The sequence below is a fragment of the Coprococcus sp. AM11-30B genome (assembly GCF_027674365.1).
Lineage (GTDB): Bacteria > Bacillota > Clostridia > Lachnospirales > Lachnospiraceae > Allocoprococcus > Allocoprococcus comes.
The window spans coordinates 59,428-79,476 of record NZ_JAQDVB010000015.1 but is presented as its reverse complement, the minus strand read 5'-3'; the positions used below and the strand labels follow the sequence as shown (position 1 = coordinate 79,476).

19 protein-coding genes and 3 pseudogenes are annotated in these 20,049 nt (G+C 36.1%); 11 read left to right on the top strand and 11 right to left on the bottom strand.

The features are described from left to right. Window positions 1-29: 29 nt before the first annotated feature. Entirely contained in the window at window positions 30-1,643 is a 1,614-nt protein-coding gene (locus PGU50_RS11285) for a recombinase family protein (protein WP_117801670.1), read from the bottom strand. Window positions 1,644-2,103: 460 nt separating this feature from the next. On the opposite strand from PGU50_RS11285, the gene PGU50_RS11275 reads away from it, so the two are divergent. Continuing rightward, the gene (locus PGU50_RS11275; protein WP_154266806.1) at window positions 2,104-2,304 is read left to right on the top strand and encodes a hypothetical protein; all 201 of its coding nucleotides are present in this window, start codon (window positions 2,104-2,106) and stop codon (window positions 2,302-2,304) included. Window positions 2,305-2,634: 330 nt separating this feature from the next. On the opposite strand, the gene PGU50_RS11270 is transcribed toward PGU50_RS11275, so the two are convergent. The 8 genes and pseudogenes from PGU50_RS11270 to PGU50_RS11235 all read right to left on the bottom strand — a co-directional run. Then, window positions 2,635-3,801: an XRE family transcriptional regulator gene (locus tag PGU50_RS11270; protein ID WP_117801671.1), complete on the bottom strand. Its 1,167-nt coding sequence runs from the start codon at window positions 3,799-3,801 to the stop codon at window positions 2,635-2,637. A 325-nt stretch (window positions 3,802-4,126) separates the two neighbouring features. Further along, window positions 4,127-4,324, bottom strand: a pseudogene (locus tag PGU50_RS11265) (winged helix-turn-helix domain-containing protein); the annotation flags it as partial. Window positions 4,325-4,592: 268 nt separating this feature from the next. Continuing rightward, on the bottom strand, window positions 4,593-4,778 hold the full coding sequence (locus PGU50_RS11260; RefSeq protein ID WP_044929481.1) for a DUF4177 domain-containing protein: 186 nt from the start codon (window positions 4,776-4,778) through the stop codon (window positions 4,593-4,595). A 22-nt stretch (window positions 4,779-4,800) separates the two neighbouring features. Continuing rightward, window positions 4,801-5,022, bottom strand: coding sequence for a hypothetical protein (locus PGU50_RS11255; protein ID WP_009320125.1), 222 nt, complete (start codon window positions 5,020-5,022; stop codon window positions 4,801-4,803). Between the two features lie 239 nt (window positions 5,023-5,261). Beyond that, entirely contained in the window at window positions 5,262-5,918 is a 657-nt protein-coding gene (locus tag PGU50_RS11250) for an ABC-2 transporter permease (protein WP_117801673.1), read from the bottom strand. Further along, window positions 5,915-6,766 (bottom strand): ATP-binding cassette domain-containing protein, encoded by an 852-nt coding sequence (locus tag PGU50_RS11245; protein ID WP_004611556.1) that lies wholly within the window; start codon window positions 6,764-6,766, stop codon window positions 5,915-5,917. The genes PGU50_RS11250 and PGU50_RS11245 overlap by 4 nt, the downstream gene beginning before the upstream one ends. A gap of 3 nt (window positions 6,767-6,769) precedes the next feature. Then, the gene (locus PGU50_RS11240) at window positions 6,770-7,141 is read right to left on the bottom strand and encodes a GntR family transcriptional regulator (protein WP_004611555.1); all 372 of its coding nucleotides are present in this window, start codon (window positions 7,139-7,141) and stop codon (window positions 6,770-6,772) included. Between the two features lie 213 nt (window positions 7,142-7,354). Then, window positions 7,355-7,480, bottom strand: a pseudogene (locus PGU50_RS11235) (helix-turn-helix domain-containing protein); the annotation flags it as partial. 209 nt (window positions 7,481-7,689) lie between these two features. Between PGU50_RS11235 and PGU50_RS11230 the strand changes: the two are divergent. The 10 genes and pseudogenes from PGU50_RS11230 (at window position 7,690) to PGU50_RS11175 (ending at window position 16,341) form a co-directional block, all read left to right on the top strand. After that, a complete protein-coding gene (locus PGU50_RS11230; protein WP_270246986.1) occupies window positions 7,690-8,433 on the top strand; it encodes a TraX family protein in 744 nt (247 codons plus the stop codon). 55 nt (window positions 8,434-8,488) lie between these two features. Next, window positions 8,489-9,523 carry an alcohol dehydrogenase gene (locus tag PGU50_RS11225; RefSeq protein WP_117834809.1) on the top strand — a complete coding sequence of 345 codons (1,035 nt, stop codon included), beginning with the start codon at window positions 8,489-8,491 and terminating at the stop codon, window positions 9,521-9,523. Between the two features lie 98 nt (window positions 9,524-9,621). Then, a complete protein-coding gene (locus tag PGU50_RS11220) occupies window positions 9,622-9,768 on the top strand; it encodes a hypothetical protein (protein WP_270246985.1) in 147 nt (48 codons plus the stop codon). Window positions 9,769-9,844: 76 nt separating this feature from the next. Beyond that, window positions 9,845-10,723 carry a LysR family transcriptional regulator gene (locus PGU50_RS11215; protein ID WP_270205988.1) on the top strand — a complete coding sequence of 293 codons (879 nt, stop codon included), beginning with the start codon at window positions 9,845-9,847 and terminating at the stop codon, window positions 10,721-10,723. Between the two features lie 126 nt (window positions 10,724-10,849). Continuing rightward, entirely contained in the window at window positions 10,850-11,320 is a 471-nt protein-coding gene (locus PGU50_RS11210; RefSeq protein WP_270246984.1) for a flavodoxin, read from the top strand. Between the two features lie 28 nt (window positions 11,321-11,348). Beyond that, entirely contained in the window at window positions 11,349-12,116 is a 768-nt protein-coding gene (locus tag PGU50_RS11205) for a carboxymuconolactone decarboxylase family protein (RefSeq protein WP_270246983.1), read from the top strand. Window positions 12,117-12,303: 187 nt separating this feature from the next. Further along, the gene (locus tag PGU50_RS11200) at window positions 12,304-13,302 is read left to right on the top strand and encodes an alpha/beta hydrolase (protein WP_270246982.1); all 999 of its coding nucleotides are present in this window, start codon (window positions 12,304-12,306) and stop codon (window positions 13,300-13,302) included. 118 nt (window positions 13,303-13,420) lie between these two features. Next, window positions 13,421-14,325, top strand: a pseudogene (locus tag PGU50_RS11185) (HaeIII family restriction endonuclease). A 104-nt stretch (window positions 14,326-14,429) separates the two neighbouring features. Then, on the top strand, window positions 14,430-14,630 hold the full coding sequence (locus PGU50_RS11180) for a hypothetical protein (RefSeq protein WP_270246979.1): 201 nt from the start codon (window positions 14,430-14,432) through the stop codon (window positions 14,628-14,630). 457 nt (window positions 14,631-15,087) lie between these two features. After that, complete coding sequence (locus PGU50_RS11175) at window positions 15,088-16,341, top strand: RNA-binding domain-containing protein (protein ID WP_195509666.1); 1,254 nt, start codon at window positions 15,088-15,090, stop codon at window positions 16,339-16,341. A gap of 380 nt (window positions 16,342-16,721) precedes the next feature. On the opposite strand, the gene PGU50_RS11170 is transcribed toward PGU50_RS11175, so the two are convergent. Both PGU50_RS11170 and PGU50_RS11165 read right to left on the bottom strand, forming a co-directional pair. Beyond that, on the bottom strand, window positions 16,722-17,840 hold the full coding sequence (locus PGU50_RS11170) for a restriction endonuclease subunit S (protein WP_204454653.1): 1,119 nt from the start codon (window positions 17,838-17,840) through the stop codon (window positions 16,722-16,724). After that, a complete protein-coding gene (locus PGU50_RS11165; RefSeq protein WP_270246978.1) occupies window positions 17,819-19,927 on the bottom strand; it encodes an HsdM family class I SAM-dependent methyltransferase in 2,109 nt (702 codons plus the stop codon). Before PGU50_RS11165 ends, PGU50_RS11170 begins: the two co-directional genes overlap by 22 nt. Between the last annotated feature and the right edge of the window lie 122 nt (window positions 19,928-20,049).

Here is a 20,049-nt window from a genome sequence, read left to right as displayed (position 1 = left end):
CCCTTAGTTAAAGATATGACCCCTCATTATCAGTCTACTTTTCCAATAAATCGGTAGTATATCTCTATTTCCTGTATTCTTTCGTTATCCTCATTCGTTGTTGCTTCGTGAATAAGGATTTTTTCTATCATTGCATTTAACAACGGTGCTGTCAGTTCCTTTGGTACGGAATACTCCTTAATTAACTCAATCCACTTTTCAGCACCTATCATATCCTGTTCCATTTTACTTAATTCTTCTCTTAGGTTGGTTATCTGCTGTTCCAGTTCTATCTGTTCTTTTTGATATTTCCCCGACAGCATGATGAAGTTTCGTTCCGTTATCTTCTCACAGGCTCTATCTTCATACATTTTCGTAAACAAGCGGTCAATCTCATTTTGTCGGTTCTCGGCTTTCTTCAAGGCACTTGCCTTTTTCTTCTTTTCCCGTATTCGCTCTGCATTCCCAGCCTTTTGTATCTTATTCAACACCTTTTCTTCGTCTTGCTGTACTGCCTTAGCCCAATACTGCAATCGTTCCAATACGGCTTGATACAACACATCATAACGGATATAGTGCATAGAACAAGTACCTTTGCCAAACTGTCCGTAGTAACTGCAAGCATAATAACTGTATGGCGTTTTATTTGCCTTATTTGTCGCAAACCGCATAGACCAGCCACAATCCGCACACTTGACAAGCCCTGCAAATATCGGCGTTGCTTTTTCCTTTGTCTGTCTACGCCTTGATTTTATCTGTTCCTGCACACGATAGAACACTTCTTTGTCAATAATCGGTTCGTGGGTATTTTCTACTCGAAACCATTCACTTTCGGGCTTACGCACTTTTTTCTTGCTCTTGAATGAAACTGTTGATTGTCGATTATGAACGCTGTTTCCGATATAGACTTCACTTTTTAAAATTGCCTTGACATGAGCAATCGTCCACTCATAACGCTTGCTTTCGGGCTTTCCCTCAAAGATATGTGCAAAAGTACCGTACCTTGTGAAATTCAGCCAAGACGCTGTCGGAACTTTTTCTTCTCGCAGTACCTTTGTGATTTTTGCACTACCGTAACCTTGATAGGCTAGGGAGAAGATTTTTTCAACAATCCATTTTGTTTCCTCATCAACCAGCAGTTTTCCTTTAATGTCGGGGTGTTTCTTATATCCTAACGGAGCATAAGCCCCATAATACGCACCCTCTGCAAATTTTGTCTTAAATGCCGATTTCACTTTACGGCTTGTATCTCTTGCCACCCATTCATTGATGATATTTTTAAATGGTGCAATCTCACTTTCGCCTTTTTCGCTGTCTACCCCGTCGTCAATCGCTATGTAACGGACATTATGGCTGGGAAAATACAATTCTGTATATTGTCCTGTCATAATATAATTTCTGCCAAGTCGGGAAAGGTCTTTCGTTACAACACAGTTGATTTTTCCTGCCTCTATATCTTCAATCATTCTTTGAAAACTCGGTCTTTCAAAATTTGTTCCCGACCAGCCGTCATCAATATACTCATCAATCACATTCAAATGATGTTCTTTTGCATATAGATGCAACATACTTCTTTGTGTGGTAATGCTGGAACTTTCGCCCTGTAATTCATCATCTCGGCTTAACCTAAGATAAAGTGCAGTATTGTAAATCTGTTGTTTCATTGTCAGTTATCCTCCTTTATAACTAACCCATGTTTACAATACCTGCTTGCAAGTAAAGTATAACATGGGTTATTTTTCACATTCAATCTATTTCTTACAACTGCACCGAATTTATGCGATTGTCTGCTTTGCCTTTTCAAGCATAACATCAGTCAGAAGTTCTTCCATTGTCTTTCCATTTTCAGAAAAATGCTCTTTTACAACAATCTTTGTTTTTCCTCTGTTGCCAATGCCACGCTTATTATTTGTCTTTTCTTGCCTTGTTTTTACAATATCAGCAATAACACATACCCCCCCCCTTTTCTGTAAAAATCTTTTCTAAACAATTCAATGGCATTTGTCATAGCCCACAGGAGTTCCACCTCTGCATAGTTCTTATGTAGCCGTACCCATTGCGTGCGACGCTCTGAACGCTCAAGCTGTGGCTGTACGGGAGTATCATTATCAGACAGGACAGGTCATGGCGATAAAAGAGGACAAATCTTTTACAGGAACACAAATAGGTTATCGCTCGCTTTTGCTGGAGAAAGGTCATGGCGTATCTGTTTCAACGGCTCGCTGTCTGTCTAAGGTATTGAATTGCTTTATTCAGTTGTCAAAGAACACAAAAGAAGAAAATCGTCTTTCCTATATATCGCGTTGGAAAAGAGCAAAAGCGTAACCAATATTCAAAACTTTTTTCTTTTCCTGTACCATATAGGGAAAGAAAGTGTCATTCTGCTAAGTTGCTGATGAAAAAACTTCTTTTCATACCCTAACTACCCATGCAACACCGTTATTGCCAACTATGGAATGAAAGATTTTCTTTGCTCCATATAGGGAACGGCAACTGCCAAAGGTTAAGTTGAGAATGAAAATATTTTCTTCTTTCACTCCATATAGGGAATGGAAACCTCGATTTAATGAGTAGTTTTGAAAAAAAGTTAGATTTCCTTTCCTCGCACCATATCTGTACGCAAGTAGCCGTTTTGTTGCAGATTTTTTGAAGAAATTAAAAAATACCGTCATTCCCTTGTGGAACAGCGGTATCTTTCTCAATCATATCTGCTATGTCTGTTGTCATTTGTTTAATTTTTAATTCCTGCTTTTCTGTTAGTCTTGTATGTCTGTCGATTTCTTCCAGATAATTTGCTCCTGTTTGCTTTTCAATCTCTTTTATCATCAATAAAGAGGGCATGACCTGTCTTTCTAACCAACGTTTTGTTTTATCCATATTGACAGCAACAGGCGTCATAATAAACGGAAGTGAAGTCGTTACATTATCTAAAAATATATCCCATAAAATATAAACGGGAAAATCTATCTGTGTGAGGATAAGGCTTGCTATGATCTGTTCGGGATTTCTTGAAAAAACAAGTTGTTCTATCGTTTGTTCTGCTTTTCCACTTTTTAAACGAATTTCAAATCGGTTCTTAATGTCTGTTTTTATACCTTTGCTTTTTTGTTCCTTTTCTTTTTCATACAAGCAAAAGTAAATAGAACTATTCTTTGAACCGATATAAAAAGTTTTTGCAGTATCTCCATGTGTACCCGATAATTTTCCGCTGTCTACTGCTTCATGGGTTCTTGAACGTTTCCATACCTTGTTGGCATAATAACGTTCTCTTAGAATTTCTATATCCAGCAATCCGCCCATATCATTGACCGCCAAATCTATGCGTTTAAAAACACCTTGATAATCTATACAACTGCTTAAAAAGTAATACCAGTCTATCCCTCTTGCCTGTAAAACATATTCCAAGTTTCGACACCCCATACCTCTTAATTCCAATAAAACACCCATAGAACTATCTTTAGAAGCATTTACACTAATATCCCCATAGATATACTGTTCTTCATAACCAAACATTCCGTAATCTTCATGTATAAAATATTCGCTTTTCATTGCCAGTACATTTTTTATAATTTCCAATGCGTCTGTGGTAGGAAAACGAACACGCAGATAGTCAATCGTTAAAGTGAAAGGCTGTGTACAATTACAATAATCAAGATAATGTAAAAGTATATGTTTCATTTCTTTACTGGCTTTTGTTTTTCCGTTTTCAATTTCATTTAAGTTCTGCCTGCTAATTTGCAATTCCTGTGCCAGTCGTGATTGAGAATAATCACAGGCATTTCTCTTTTGCTTTAATGTTTCAATAAATTCTATATCATTCATGCTTCATTCCTCCAATCAAAAAAGGCATATACTCATAGGAGCATACACCTTGTATCTTATATTTATTTTCTATTGATATGCTGTTTTAGACCTGTCGGGTAAAAAGAATATGGTGTGAAGTGAAATAAGTTCTTATAACCTTATAAATCGTTGCATATCAGCAGTTTTGTATTTATTTTTTCTCTTGTCCTTTGTAATAGTACCCCCCTGTTAGATAACGGGGGCTTTATGGCTCGCTGACGCTCGCCCCACCGTCAGAGTGAACCAGCCGTTTGCCAGCAAAACTGGCATGGCTTGATGTCTTACGACCGCCACCACGTCTGGATCACTCCGGCGGTGTTGCTGTCTTGCCTACCATTTCCTCATTTTCCGTGTACTTATATCCAACACCTCTGACAATGACGATATAGCGTGGTCTGTCCGGCTCCGGCTCAATATTCTTTCTTAATTTTCGTATGAATGAAGTCAGATTATTAGGGTCTTCCGGATAGTCATATCCCCATACATTTTCATAAATCTGTTCTTTGGTAAAAACCTACTCCTTATGAGAAATGAGAAAATAAAGTAAATCAAACTCTTTTGCTGTAAGCTGTATGATATTGCCTGTTTTGTTTGATACAGTACGAGTAAAAGGATTGATTATAAAATCTGTCCTGTCTTGTTGTATATAAGCAGGAGTGGTACATATCTTTTTCGATAGCCATTCAACTGTTTGCTGGAAATAATGTTCTTCATTATCCCAAAATTCTGCTACTAATATCTTCCCATAGTATCACCTGCGCTTTTAAAGATTATTTTTCAAATATCAAATCAATTCTTCTAAAACCGCCATGTGCATCTATTAAAGTAGGAATAAAACCAACATAGGAATATCCCTCTTTAGCATATTTGTTGATTATTTCTTTTGGTTCAGAAGCAGAATGGAATAGCACACCTTTTGCCTCAAATTTCACTTCTACATACTTATATTCTTTCATAGTCATCAATACCGCCTTTCAATTATCTAAATGTTTTTCTAATTTCTTCTAATTCTTCTTCGTTTTCAACCCAATTTTCTGCATATCCACATGAACAACAAACATAACGTATTACAGGGATTTTCCCAAATAGCGTATAAGTGCTTGTGTAAATATTATTTCCGCTGGCATGGCGGTTAGGGTTATCTGGAATACGAACAATATCGGTTGAGCCACATTTAGGACATGATTTAGTATTTTTCATTTATATTCTCCTCACAACAGCAATTATTTTTTGTTACGTTTGATAAAAAACCAATATGCAAATACAATCAAGGCAAGAACACATAAAATACTATCCATGAAATCACCCACTTTATATACCTTTCTTTTTATCCTCTTTTTTCTTTTTGCGTTCCTTATATATCTTATTCCTTAAAGGAATACCACCGCACAGCAGTAGTACAACAGCCAATATTGTAAAGTCCATATAATTGCTCCTTTTTAAAATTCTTTTTTGTTCATAATTGACAAACTGATTTTCATTGAAACCAATAACATCAACAAAGCGATAATAATTGCAATAGCGATAAGAACTCCCATGCTTACAGTTGGCATATTATCTAACAGACTAACTAAATCAATATTGAAAATGGCTTCTGCTCCTTTCACGATAACGAGAGTGATTACTGCCAGACCGCCAAATGCACCAATCATAGCAATTCTTCCTTTATCTCCACCGAATTTTAGCTGAAAAGGAAGCATGATTGCTTGAACGACAATCATAATAGGTAAAATCATCAATGAATTCTGTACTAAGTCTGTAATAGGTAATGTATCTTTCAATACAGTTGTAATTATTCCTAAAACAGTTGCCAAAACCCAAGCCATACACCCCAATAATAGACCAAGAAAGTATTTTTCACTCACATAATGATTACGTGTAATAGGTAATGTAAACAGAAACGCATTTCCATTATCAAAATCATCATAACTGATTGTGCTTACTGTAAAAAGTGATACAATGAAACTCAGAAAACCTAATGGGAATATCACATCATCAGTAAATATCATCATTCCGATTACAATCGCCAAAATGAGCAACAGAAAATCTTTCTGTAACATCATCAATTTCAAATCTTTTACGAATAAGCCTTTCATTGTTCTGTCCCCCTTATCATCATGGTAATGACTTCATCTATTGTACCTTTTTCAATGGCAATTTTAGGATAATTCTCCATATAATACTGTTTCTGATTTGTCAGACAGCTATATCCATATGTTTCTTTTTTGGAACGCAATATAAACTGTTTATCCAGCTTGCTGTATTGTTCTGCGTCTACTTTTAATAAAGCATAGTCACTAAGAAGAACGTCCGTATCTTCATGCAGAATAATTTTTCCGTCATGTATCATATAAAGGTCATCACATAGCGACTCCAAATCACTGGATATATGAGAGCTGATTAAAATGGAGCGTTCTTCATCTTTTTCCAGAAATTCTCTTAACATTTCAAGCAATTCGTCTCTTGCGATTACATCTAAACCTGCTGTCGGTTCGTCCAGTATCAGCAGTTTTGCATTGTGTGAAATTGCAACCAGCACTTTTAATTTTGCTTTCATTCCTGTTGAAAATTCTTTTATCTGTTTATTCATAGGTAGTTGAAATTTCTGTACCTGTTCTATAAATAGTGATTTGTCGAATTTTGAGTACATATTCTGCAATATAGGGATAATATCTTTTATCTTCAGATACCCACTAAAACCAGAATCCGACAATACTACACCCAATTCCTCTTTATCTTTTGCTGTGAAGTCTTTTCTGTCCTTTCCAAGTATGGTAATATTTCCGCCGTCAGTTGAAATCAAACCTAATATCGCCTTAAATGTTGTGCTTTTTCCAGCACCGTTTTGTCCAATCAAGCCTGTTACACATCCAGACATAAGCTCTAATGAACAATCAAGAGAAAAATTATCATAATGCTTTTTCAAGTGTTCAATTTTTAACATACATCAACCCTCCAATATCAGCTCAAATAAACTTTTTATATCTTCATCACTAATACCACATCGTCTGCCTTTTTGGATAGCCTGCTCCAAATCCGCTTCCAATTCTTTTTTCTGTTCTTCCAAAAGCAGTTCTGTATTTGTAGCCGCTACATAAGTGCCTTTTCCATGTACTGTAACCGTAAAACCCTCACTTTCCAAATTGTCGTAAGCTTTTTTTACAGTTAAAGCACTTATTTTTAGTTCCTTAGAAAGTGTACGGACAGATGGAAGATTGTCGTTTTCCTTTAGTTCCCCGTTGCGTATGAGCATTTTAATCTGGTCAACAATCTGTTCATATATGGGAACCATTAGGGAAGTATTGATTATAATTTTCATTCTTTATATCCTTCCTTCTTTTCTTGATAACAGTATATAACAGTCACAAACTGTTGTCAAGTGTTATATAGTGTTTATTTTAAATTTTCTTTTGAAATTAAAAACATGCAAATCAATATAGAAATGCATGTTAAAAAATATAGTATTCTATTGTAATTCCTTTAACGCAAGCAGGTGTTTCATGGATTGTTTCTAATATCCTTTTGTTGGGGAAACTCCTCGTTCCCATTTAGAAACCGATTTGTCACTCATATTCAGTTTTTCTGCCAATTGCTTCTGCGTCAGTCCAAGAGCTTTTCTTTTTTCTGCAATATATTTTCCGATTTTGATTAAATCCATATAATTCACTCCCTTCTGTTTAATCTAAGCATAATAGAAATTATAAGAAATGAACACCCCTTATGAGTAGAATGTGTTGAGTATTTTAGTTTTGGCTGAATTAGCGATAGATTTGGATACAAGAGTTGATTGACGTTGGATAATGCTCCATAATATAATGAAAAGAATAAAAGGCAGATATCTATGCCTGGATAGATGGAGAAGAACCTATGGAGAAAAAAAGAGAAATTGATTCGTTTACACTACATATTCTGGCAATGCTGTTTATGTTATGTGATCATTTGTGGGCGACACTATTTCCAGCACAGGAATGGATGACATGCGTAGGAAGACTTGCTTTTCCGATTTTCGCATTTATGATCGCAGAAGGATGCTATTATACTTCGAATGTGAAAAAATACATGCTGCGTCTTTTTCTATTTGCCATAATTTCAGAAATACCATTTAACCTGATTATGGGAAGTTCTGTATTTTACCCGTTTCATCAAAATGTACTATGGACCTTTTTATTAGGGGTGTTATCGATACAGATCATTGAAAAGGCAAAGAAGAAACAAAAGAAATGGATATCGTTTTTTGTGGTTTGCCTCGTGCTTTTGATGGATTTTCTGCTTGGAACCATAACCATGGTAGATTACAATGCTGCAGGAATACTGACGGTATTGCTTTTTTATTTTTTTCGCAAGAAAACTTGGATTTCTTTTGCGGCACAGCTTGTCGGGCTGTATTATTTGAATGTAGTTATGCTGAGGAATCTGTATTATCCGGTAACGATTCTGGGACATCATTTTGAGATTGCACAGCAGAGCTTTGCACTGCTGGCACTGATTCCAATCTGGTTATATCATGGAGAGCAGGGGTACCATAGCAAGTGGTTCAAGTATTTCTGTTATGCGTTTTATCCGGTGCACCTTCTTATCTTGGTTGTTATTTGGCAATGGCGTATTCGGTAATAGATCAGCAGCGGAAATTCTTGATAAATTATTATAGAAAGTGATGGGGAAAAGAATGCAGACTTATACTTATGTTTCAAAAGGAAAATTTGAATTAATGGAAAAGCCAAAGCCTGTGCTGATGCATGAAAGAGATGCCATTGTAAAGGTGACACTTGCCAGCATTTGTTCCAGTGACCTGCACATTAAGCATGGAAGCGTTCCACGGGCAGTGCCGGGGATTACAGTCGGTCATGAGATGGTTGGAATTGTGGAAGAAGTCGGAACTGCTGTGAAGAATGTGAAGCCAGGAGACCGGGTGACGGTAAATGTAGAAACTTTTTGTGGAGAATGTTTTTTCTGCAAGAAAGGTTATGTGAATAACTGTACCAATGAAAATGGCGGCTGGGCTCTTGGATGCCGTATCGATGGCGGTCAGGCAGAATATGTCCGTGTACCATTTGCAGATCAGGGGCTGAATAAGATTCCGGATAAAGTTACGGACAGACAGGCGTTATTTGTAGGAGATGTACTTGCCACCGGTTACTGGGCAGCACGTATTTCCGAGATCACTGAGGATGACACGGTGCTGATCATTGGAGCCGGTCCTACAGGTATCTGTACCTTACTGTCTGTTATGCTGAAAAATCCGAAGCGGATCATCATGTGTGAAAAAGACGAAAAGCGTATGCACTTTATCAGGGAACATTATCCGGAAGTTCTTACAGTTTCGCCAGAAGAATGTTTTGATTTTGTTCAGGCAAACAGCGAGCATGGTGGAGCGGATGTTGTTCTTGAAGTTGCAGGAGCAGAATCTACTTTCCGTCTTGCATGGGAATGCGCAAGGCCAAATGCAATCGTGACGGTGGTGGCACTTTACGATAAAGCCCAGACGTTACCTCTGCCGGATATGTATGGAAAGAATCTGACTTTTAAAACAGGAGGAGTAGACGGTTGTGATTGTGAAGAAACGCTGAGACTGATCGCGGAAGGTAAGATCAACACGGAACCACTGATCACACACACCTATCCACTTAGCAGAATCGAAGAAGCCTATGAACTTTTTGAAAATAAGAGGAACGGCGTGATCAAGGTGGCGGTAGAATGTTAAATATAATAGAAATAAAAGATGCCACAGAGTAAGATTTTAATGAAAGCGGTTGAATTTGATATATCAGAAATAGAATGAAAATTCATGTAGAAGACTTGATGTTATATCATTCAGCACCATCAAAACTTTCGGAAGCAACGTTGTGTTCACAGAACGCACCGATGAATCATGAAATGAACGATACAGCAAAGAAGCAGTATAATTTACTTCTTGATATAATTGATTTGTGTGCGATTTATTATTAAAGGTAAAGATATAGATGATGCCTGGGATGCAATATGATAGAATGGTTACAAGAAAAATTTGTAGGAATATAAAGATATGGAATTAAGATTATTACGCTATTTTTTAACAGTAGCAAAAGAACAGAGCTTTACAAGAGCAGCAGAACAATTGCATATTACCCAGCCAACGCTATCCAGACAAATGGCGGCATTTGAAGAGGACCTGGGAATAACATTATTTATTCGAAACGGGAAGAAAATATCGCTCACTGATGAAGGAATTTTATTAAAAAGGCGTGCCTTGGAGATTCTTAATCTTGAGGAAAGGACGCTTGAGGAACTGAAAGGAAAAGAAGAGGTTGTAGAGGGCACGATAACCATTGGATGCGGTGAATTTGCAGCAGTGGAGACATTGGCGAAGATATGTAAAACATATAAAGAAAAATATCCGCTGGTTCAGATTGTATTGCATACTGCAACAGCAGATGCAGTGTATGAGATGATGAACAAAGGACTTGTAGATATTGCATTATTCATGGAGCCGGTGGACACCGAAGGTCTGGATTATATCCGGATCACAGATTGTGATCACTGGTGTGTCGGAATGCGGCCGGATGATCCGCTGGCAGAAAAAGAGTTTATAAAAAAAGAAGATCTTATTGGAAAACCCTTGATCCTGCCGGAAAGAATGAACGTTCAAAGTGAACTTGCCAACTGGTTTGGGAAAGACTTTTCAAAATTACAGATTGCTTTTACGAGTAATCTTGGAACGAATGCCGGAGTTATGGCGGCAAATGGACTGGGGTATCCAATTTCAATTGAGGGTGCTGCAAAATATTGGCGAGAGGATATTCTTGTACAGCGAAGAATTTCTCCTGAAATCACAACCAGTACGGTGATTGCCTGGAGACGGAATATCCCATATTCTTTGGCAGTCCGTAAAATGATCGAGGAGATTAATGCTTTTCAGGCATAAAACAAAATTCAATATAAGCATTAGACATAATGAAGCGATAGAGCTTAAAATAGATGTGTAAGATGAATGTAAATCTTATACATCTATTTTTTTGTGAAAAATACGTATAGAAAGGGGCTTTTTATTATGAGTAAAAAATTAGTGGCATTTTTCAGTGCAAGCGGAACAACAAAAAAAGTAGCACAGATGATCGCAGAGGAAGCAAAAGCGGATTTGTTTGAGATTGAGCCGAAAGTTCCATATACAAAGCTTGATCTTGACTGGATGAATAAAAAATCCAGAAGCAGTGTGGAAATGAGTGATAAAAAATATAGACCGGCGATTATGAAAAAAGAGATGGATATGAGTTCTTATGACGAGATCCTTCTGGGATTCCCAATCTGGTGGTATGTGGCTCCGACAATCATCAATACATTTTTAGAAGCTTACGATTTCAGTGGTAAAAAGATTGTGCTTTTTGCAACATCCGGAGGAAGTGGATTTGGGAACACTGTGAAAGAATTGCAGTCATCTGCATCAGACGCAGTTATTACAGAAGGCAGACTGTTAAATTGTGGAACGAAACAGGAAATCGCTGAATGGGTAAACTCTTTATAAATAACAGCGTTATGGAGGTATACAGAATATGGGAAAAATAGTACAGACAGCAGGGAGAAATACACTTGGTGAATTCGCACCGGAATTTGCACATTTTAACGATGATGTACTTTTCGGCGAAAACTGGAATAATCAGGACATCGACGTAAAAACAAGAAGCATTATTACAGTGGTTGCTCTGATGGCTTCCGGAATTACGGATTCATCTTTAAGATATCATCTTCAAAATGCAAAAAATCATGGTGTGACACAAAAAGAGATTGCTGCAGTGATCACACATGTCGCATTCTATGTAGGTTGGCCAAAAGCATGGGCTGTTTTCAATCTTGCAAAGGCAGTGTGGGAAACAGGCGAAGGAGATTTGTCATACGAAGAGGAAGCGATGCGGGCGCATGCAAAAAAGATGGTATTTCCAATTGGTGCACCAAACGATGGCTTTGCACAGTATTTTTCGGGCAGAAGTTTTCTTGCACCGATTTCTACTTCTCAGGTTGGAATTTTCAATGTGACATTTGAACCAGGATGCAGAAATAACTGGCATATCCATCATGCAAAAAGTGGAGGCGGACAGATTCTGGTATGCGTTGCCGGAAGAGGATATTATCAGGTAGAAGGTAAAGAAGCTGTAGAAATGAAGCCAGGCGACTGCATCAATATTCCGGCAGAAGTAAAACACTGGCATGGCGCAGCACCGGATGAATGGTTTTCACATCTGGCAATAGAAGTTCCGGGCGAAAATAGTTCCAATGAATGGCTTGAACCGGTAAGTGATGAAGAATATAGAAAACTAAAATAGGAAGGTTGAAAAAAGTATATCAGCTGGGAGTCAATCCCCCAGCTGATATAGCCTCCGGCAGGATTGCAGAGGTGCGCTGTAGAAGTATGTCATGCAATTGCATGACATACTTCTACAGCGCACCTCGCAGCAAGAATGCCGAGGCATTCTTGAATTATAAGACAATTTGCATATGGAGGTTATATTTATGTTGAAAACAGAAGAATTAAAACTAGTATCTGAATGGGATAAAACTTTTCCAAAAAGTGAAAAAGTAGATCATGAGAAAGTGACATTTGTAAATCGTTATGGAATCACACTTGCTGCAGATTTGTATAAGCCGAAAAATGCATTTGGGAAATATCCAGCGATTGCTGTAAGTGGACCATTTGGTGCAGTCAAAGAACAGTGTTCCGGACTGTATGCGCAGACGATGGCTGAAAAAGGATACCTTACTATTGCATTTGATCCTTCTTTTACGGGAGAAAGTGGAGGCAATCCAAGATACATGGCTTCTCCGGATATTAATACAGAAGATTTCATGGCTGCTGTTGATTTCCTTTCTGTTCGGGAAGAGGTAGATCAAGATAGAATAGGAATCATTGGAATCTGTGGCTGGGGTGGGATGGCTCTTAACGCAGCTGCACTCGATACAAGAATAAAAGCAACGGTTGCATCTACCATGTATGATATGACAAGGGTAAATGCGAATGGGTACTTTGATTCTGAGGACAGTGAAGAAGCACGTTATGCGAAGAAACAGTCGCTGAATACCCTCAGAACACAAGAATACTGTAAAGGCGAATATTCCAGAGCTGGTGGTTGTGTTTCTCTTCCGGTTCCAGAGGATGCCCCTTTCTTTGTAAAAGATTACAGTGAGTATTATAAAGGCAGATGTTATCATAAAAGAAGCCTGAATTCCAATGATGGCTGGAACAGTATTGGATGTATGTCATTTATGAATCAGCCAATATTAAAGTACAGTAATGAAATCAGAAGTGCAGTCCTCATTGTTCACGGAGAAAAAGCACACAGCTATTATTTTGGAAAAGATGCTTATGAAAATATGATTAAGGACAGCAAGTACACATCCAATAAAGAGCTGATAACAATTCCAGGGGCTGTTCATACAGATCTTTACGATAATCTGGATGTAATCCCATTTGATAAAATCCAGAAATTTTTTGAAGAAAACGGAGTTGGTTAATTATGGTAAAAAAAGTATTGATCATATCGACAAGTCTTCGAGGAGGGAGCAATTCTGATATACTTGCAAATGAGTGTGCAAAGGGAGCAAAAGAAGCGGGGCATATGAATATGCTTGGATGCAAACTTTATATAAGGCAATAGCTGAGTTAAGAAAAACAAGAATTGTTGAGAATTCCAGTTTGGTAGCAAATGAAAAAGCATGGTCTTTAATGGATGAAGATATGCAGGAAATATTTATGACATCTGCTGGGGCTGCTATCGATATGGTATTAGAACTTGAGCCGAGAATGGCAGAAGTTGATAGTGACGAGCTTACTCTTGAATTTCAAAAAGATGGTCAAGGTGTAAAAGGTGATGTTAGAGATATTGTTATAAAGAAAAAAATATTGAATGGGAAATTGGTTTAAGTATTAAGCACAATCATGATGCAGTTAAGCATAGTAGATTAAGTCATAAGTTAGATTTTGGGAATGAATGGTTTGGAACGCCTTGTTCTGACGAATATTGGGAGGCAGTTGAGCCTGTATTTGATTTGTTGAAACAGGAAAAAAATTATGGTACAAAATGGTCTGAAATTGCAGACAAGAGTCAGAAAGTATACATTCCATTATTACAAGCATTTATTGATGAAATAAATCGAGCAAATGAAAAAGATCAGACGATGCCGAGAAAAATGATTGAGTATTTAATTGGTATTGAAGATTATTATAAAGTCGTGAGCAAAGATAGTAAGAGACTTACGATGATTCATACATTTAATATGCATGATACATTGAATAAGCCAGCGAAGAATAAAGTATCTGCAATCACAGTACCCATTGTAAAGTTGCCTACAAGACTTGTGGCACTTGAGTTTAAACCTGGCAGTGATAATACAGTAGAAATGTATCTTGATAATGGTTGGCAACTCAGCTTTAGAATTCACAATGCAAGCACAAAGGTCGAACCAAGCCTTAAGTTTGATGTTCAATTTGTTAGTATGCCGATGGAAGTTTTTAATATCGAATGTAGATGGAATTAAGGTGGTGTCATAAGTGAGAAAAATGCTTTTAAGTTTTAAACCGGAAGTATATGAGAAAATAAAATCAGGAAAGAAAAAATTTGAACATAGAAGAAACTTTCCAGATGAACCAATTATGGCATATATGTGTATATACGCACCTTGAGGTGGGAAACATTAAAGAACAGTTCTTTAATATGGCACAAAGCAAGCAATATAATTTTTATAGCCTTGACCGTGCTCCGGCTGTAGTATCGTTAAATAATGAGGATTACGACGAAGAACCGGAACCAAATTTTGACGAAGAGGCAGACGACGAAGACTAAAAAAGAGAGTGTGTTATATATCGAAGATATAACACACTTTCTAACGCATAAAGTTATAGAGAAAATACCCTCATTTATGAGGAAAAATGAAAAACAATTAAATATAAAAATGTGCAAAAATGTTGAAAAATAAAGGTTTATCGCCTCAAATCCGTTAGCACTAAAGGAGATAAAAAAATGGTCAAAATACTATTTATATGTCACGGCAACATTTAAAGTATGGCGAGAAAGACTTGATTTTGTAGGATTTTCTAGATAGAAACAAATAATTTACACCGTATTTATACCTTTGGAAGACCGAATCGGAATAATTAAAAAAGTTGTCATAATTCAGTTGGTCAAAAAATAATACTACACTCAAAATCAATTAAAAAATCAATCGTAAAAAAATACGATTGATTTTTTGCGCATTTTTGCATATAATATAATCATTATGGTTGGAAAGGGAACGATTACTATGCGTGAAACAAGAATATTAGAATTCAAGGAAACGATTACGAATACTTTTTTGAAAACAGTTAGTGCCTTTTCGAATTACAATGGTGGAACAATTCTTTTTGGGGTTGATGATAATGGAAATGTGAAAGGATTGTCAGATGTAAAACAAGCCTGTCTGGATATCGAAAATAAAATCAATGACAGTATATCACCTCAACCAAACTATACACTTGAAATACAGAATAATGACCAGACGATAAAACTTACTGTAAAAAGTGGTCTTCAAAAACCGTATTTATATAAATCAAAAGCATACAAACGAAATGATACAGCAACGATAGAGGTAGATACATTGGAATTTTCAAGGCTTGTATTAGATGGAAAAAATATTAGCTTCGAAGAATTACCTTGTAAAGATCAGGAGCTATCTTTTAAAATTTTACAGTGTAAACTGAAAGAAAATATTTACATTGAAACTTTCAATCAAGATACTTTAAAAACATTGAACCTGTATGACAATATAAATGGTTATAATAATGCAGCGGGACTTTTGGCAGATAAAAATCATTTTTCAGGAATTGATATTGTTAAGTTCGGTGAGAATATCAGTATTATTCAAAAAAGAGTAACGTTTGAACATATATCGGTTTTAGAAATATATGAAAAAGCACTTGCTGTATTTAGAGATTATTACCAATATGAAGTAATACAGGGGGCTGACAGAAAGATGGTAGAGAAAATACCGGAAGCAGCTTTCAGAGAAGCAATTGCAAATGCTTTGATTCATAGGGTATGGGATATTAATTCACACATCAGAGTTTCTATGTTCGATGATAGAATAGAAGTAGTGTCTCCTGGTGGATTGCCGGCTGGAATAACGGCAGAAGAATATTTATCAGGTAAACTATCTATTTTAAGAAATAGAAATCTTGCAAATGTATTTTACAGACTGGGATTAGTAGAGATATTTGGAACAGGAATTACACGAATCAAACAACTGTATGCAGAGAGTTTGATAAAACCAGAATTTGAAGTGTCAGAAAATGCTATAAAAATTGTACTACCGATATTTGAAACGAATGTCAATTTAACCGAAGACGAAAAAGTGATTTACCAATTTTTAAGTAAGACGATGCTGAAACCAATAAGTGAAATTGCACCATATGTCCCATTTGGCAAATCAAAAACAACACAATTACTGAAAGCTATGGAGAAAAAGGGTGTGATTGCAGTTGAAGGAAAAGGCAGAGGAACAAAATATATCATTAAGTGATTGAGAACATAGAGGGGTCAAATTACACAATCTTTCAATAACACAAGGAGAAAATCATATGATAAAAATTTTATTTTTATGTCATGGCAACATCCTAAGGTAAGCGAAAGGATGTTGTAATTAAGTAAGATTTAGGCGTAGTATATAGATTTTATACCTTATTTATACCGATTGGTGTATAAATTTTTGAAGACTATCTTGGTTTTGATTGTAAAGAAGACAGACATATTATTATTCCCGACGATGAAATCTTTATCGTAAGAAATGGCGTAAAATCAGCGGTTACAAGTAGGCAAGGTCAATATTTACGACCAATTTACGACCAAATAAGAGAACACGTTAAAAAGCACCTTCTGAATAGTTCAGAGGGTGCTTTCATTTTAGGCAATTACGATGTTAGTTAGCTCGATTATTTTGTTCATTAATTCCAATTTTATGTTTTCTAATTTTTCATACTTTATTGCTAATTCTTTTTGTTTTTCAATATCATATGAACCGTTATCTAAGATTGGGATTGGTATAGTATCCTTCATTTTCTTTATCATATCTGAGTTTAATGTAGTATATTCGTTTTTGCCCAAATCACCTTCTCGACCTTTTTTATTGGCTCGAAAGATGGGTTCAAGAACATATTTGATATAAGTTAAATCGATATTTTGACAATTATCTGTTGGAATAAGTATTCCTCTATGTCCTGTAAGAGAAAATTTTCCGCTATGAAGCATCATATACCCTGCTAAACCGTCTTTTGCCCATGTAAGATATTCGCCATCGTAATCGAAACTGTCAACCATATCAAAAGAACCTTCGGTGTTACCTGAATAGAGAGGGATATCTCCAGCGTGATTTTTACAGTATTCTTTTGTATAGATGCTATTTCCGTTAGTTGGTTTGAACAAAAAAGAACATTTTACCTCAGCCCATTTAATATTTTTATCTTTGGGTAATCTGAAAGCAATATCTTTGATTTCGTCTAATCTGTTAATTAATGATAATCGTTTTTCTTCAACTTCTTTGTACTTCTGGGCAAGAGTTATTTGCTTAGATAAGTCAAAAGTCCCATCATCAAGAATGGGTATTTTAATCTCAATGTTTTTGAAAGTTATTTTTGTAGCTTTATTTGAAAAAGTGTATTCCTGCTTTCTTGATTCGTTTTCAATTGCATATTTAAGATAGTTGCAATCAAGCTGATTGCGGATATCTTCAAAAATAACAAGAGGGACTACTTTTTCCGAGATGGTAAAATGCCCTTTTCTAAAGAAAACTAAACCAGATGCACCATCTTTATTATATGTTAGACAATCATCGAAATATTTAATCCCTTCTAAACCGTCTTGGATATATCCATAAGAGGGGATAGATAGGTCTTGTGATGCACCATAAACGGGTACAGTTCCTTTATGTGAATTGACAAAAGATTTAGTCAACCCACTGTTTGTGCTGATGCTAAAATCAAATATTTCGTGAATAGTCTTTTTTACAAATCTTCCTTTAACCATTCTATCGCTCCCTGATAATCGTGGATTTCATCGATTAGTTCGGATATATATCCGTTGAATTCATCGAGGTTCATGATGTTGTCTTTCTTTTTTATTCCAAGTGCTTCTTTTTCTTCATCTGTCCAATGAAGATTAATATCCCAATTATCGTCTTTCCCAAATTTTTCTATTTTGAGAAGTTTTGCTCGAGGATTATCATTTACCGCATTTTGAACCATGGAATGAGACTTGTTGTTCTTATACAGGGTATAGAGATCAACAGCGTCTCTCAGGTCATTATCATCGATATCGAAACGGTACGAATCTAAAGTTTCTCCTATTGTGCTGCATAGATAAGCAAATATCGGATAAGGCTGTGCAGAACTCTTCTCTGCATCAGTCCGTTTGTGTACTGTAAGTATGTATGTTTTTTTAGGGGTGTTGAAAAATGTTCCAACGGGTAAGGAGATGATACTTTCTATGTAGCAAGTATCAAGTATAAATTTCTTTAATTTATCATTGGCGATGTTTGTGAAAATACCATCGGGAAGAATGATATTAGCTTCACCACCTTTTTTGAGGGATTTAATAATCCATTCTGTAAATAGTGATTCTATTCCTCTGCCGCCAGTTGTATATGCTGTGGATGAACTACCAGATAAAGATACACTTTTGCTTGCTTCCGTTATAACAGCACTTTGATAATATGGTGGATTGGCTAAAATCAAATCGTATTTTTCTGGAACTAACTTTTCAAGGGTTCCAAGAGTAGAGTGACTTGATTTTATAACCGTGCTAAGTAATTCGTTTGATAGTTTTTGTATACGCTTAGAATCATCACTGCTGTTTTTGAAAAGGTCAGAATAGAATAATAATAGATTAGATTTAGCAAGTATTGTTGTTAAATCATCATTGTTATCTTCCATTCTTTTTTCCATCCCATAGAGGTTAACAGATTTTTTTAAGATGCCATTTTCAAAATAGAAGGGGTTGGATAATTTCAATGATGCTTCTAATAAAAACTTACCAACACCGCAAGCAGGGTCACAGATATCCATTCCCTCACGAACATCAACCATTCGCACCATTTCTTGAACGACTTTTAATGGTGTGAAAAATTGTCCCATACCTTCTTTATCCGAACTATTTTTCATAAAGGTTTCAAACAGTTTAGATTTAAAATCTTTGTTTATATACAGGAATTTACCGTGTTCGTTCTCGTAATCCTTGAAGCAATCCAAAAGCTTTCCAAAGCCATCAGCTGCACTATCTATGATTATAGGATTTCCCATTTCATCGACCTGAGTATGAAACAATCTACCGTTTATAATAGTTGTGTTATCATCTGCAACAGGAAAAAGAACTAATAATTGCTCTCTTATTGTGGTGAGGTATTGCTTAAAGGCATCTTTAGCACTCTGTTTTTCATATATTTCATATACGCTGTCAAAACAGTATATTCCTTTTAAAACACCAATATCGGATAGAAACTTGAAGGTGAACATTTCAACAAATGTATAAAGAGAATTCTTGGCAGACGACAGAGACATGTTTTGTAATATTCTCGCTGTCTTTTTGGCTAATGGTGTAGGGTCAATATAATCTTTAGGAATAAGCTGATTGTTTTTATCATCGATGCAATAACAAACATCATCAATAAACTCAGCTAGTTCTTTGTTTTGTTCCTGAGATAATTCTTTAGGATTGATTTTTCTATATACAGGAGATCCATCCTCATAGAGGATATGTTCTTCTGTAAGAGGATTGAACCAAATGAATGTATCTCCGTCAGAGATTACATAAATTTTAGCCTTGGTCTGTTTTGCTACAAGAAGCTCCTGATACTTCGCTAAACGTTTTAGTGCATCTGAATGAAATTCGTCAGGAGTTTTCATTTCGATAAAGATTACGATTTCTTTGTTTTTGTTTAATACAAGAACATCGGGCTTGTTTGCTTTGATGTCTTTACATTCTTTGGCAGTAAGTCCGGTTATCTCCTTGTTCTTAACAAGGTCTTTGATTGTAGTAGCGCCGAGACTACGGCAGGTATACTTATCGAGCTGTACTGGAATGGAATAAAGACCATCTTGGATAGTTTGTTCTGACATCGTATTTCTCCTTTGGTTGAGTTCTTTTTTTATACATCTTTCAGTTTCGAGTTTGAAACGGTTATAAGTACATCGGGATTACTGTGTATTATGGATTCTTTTACAGGAATAATGGTTGCATA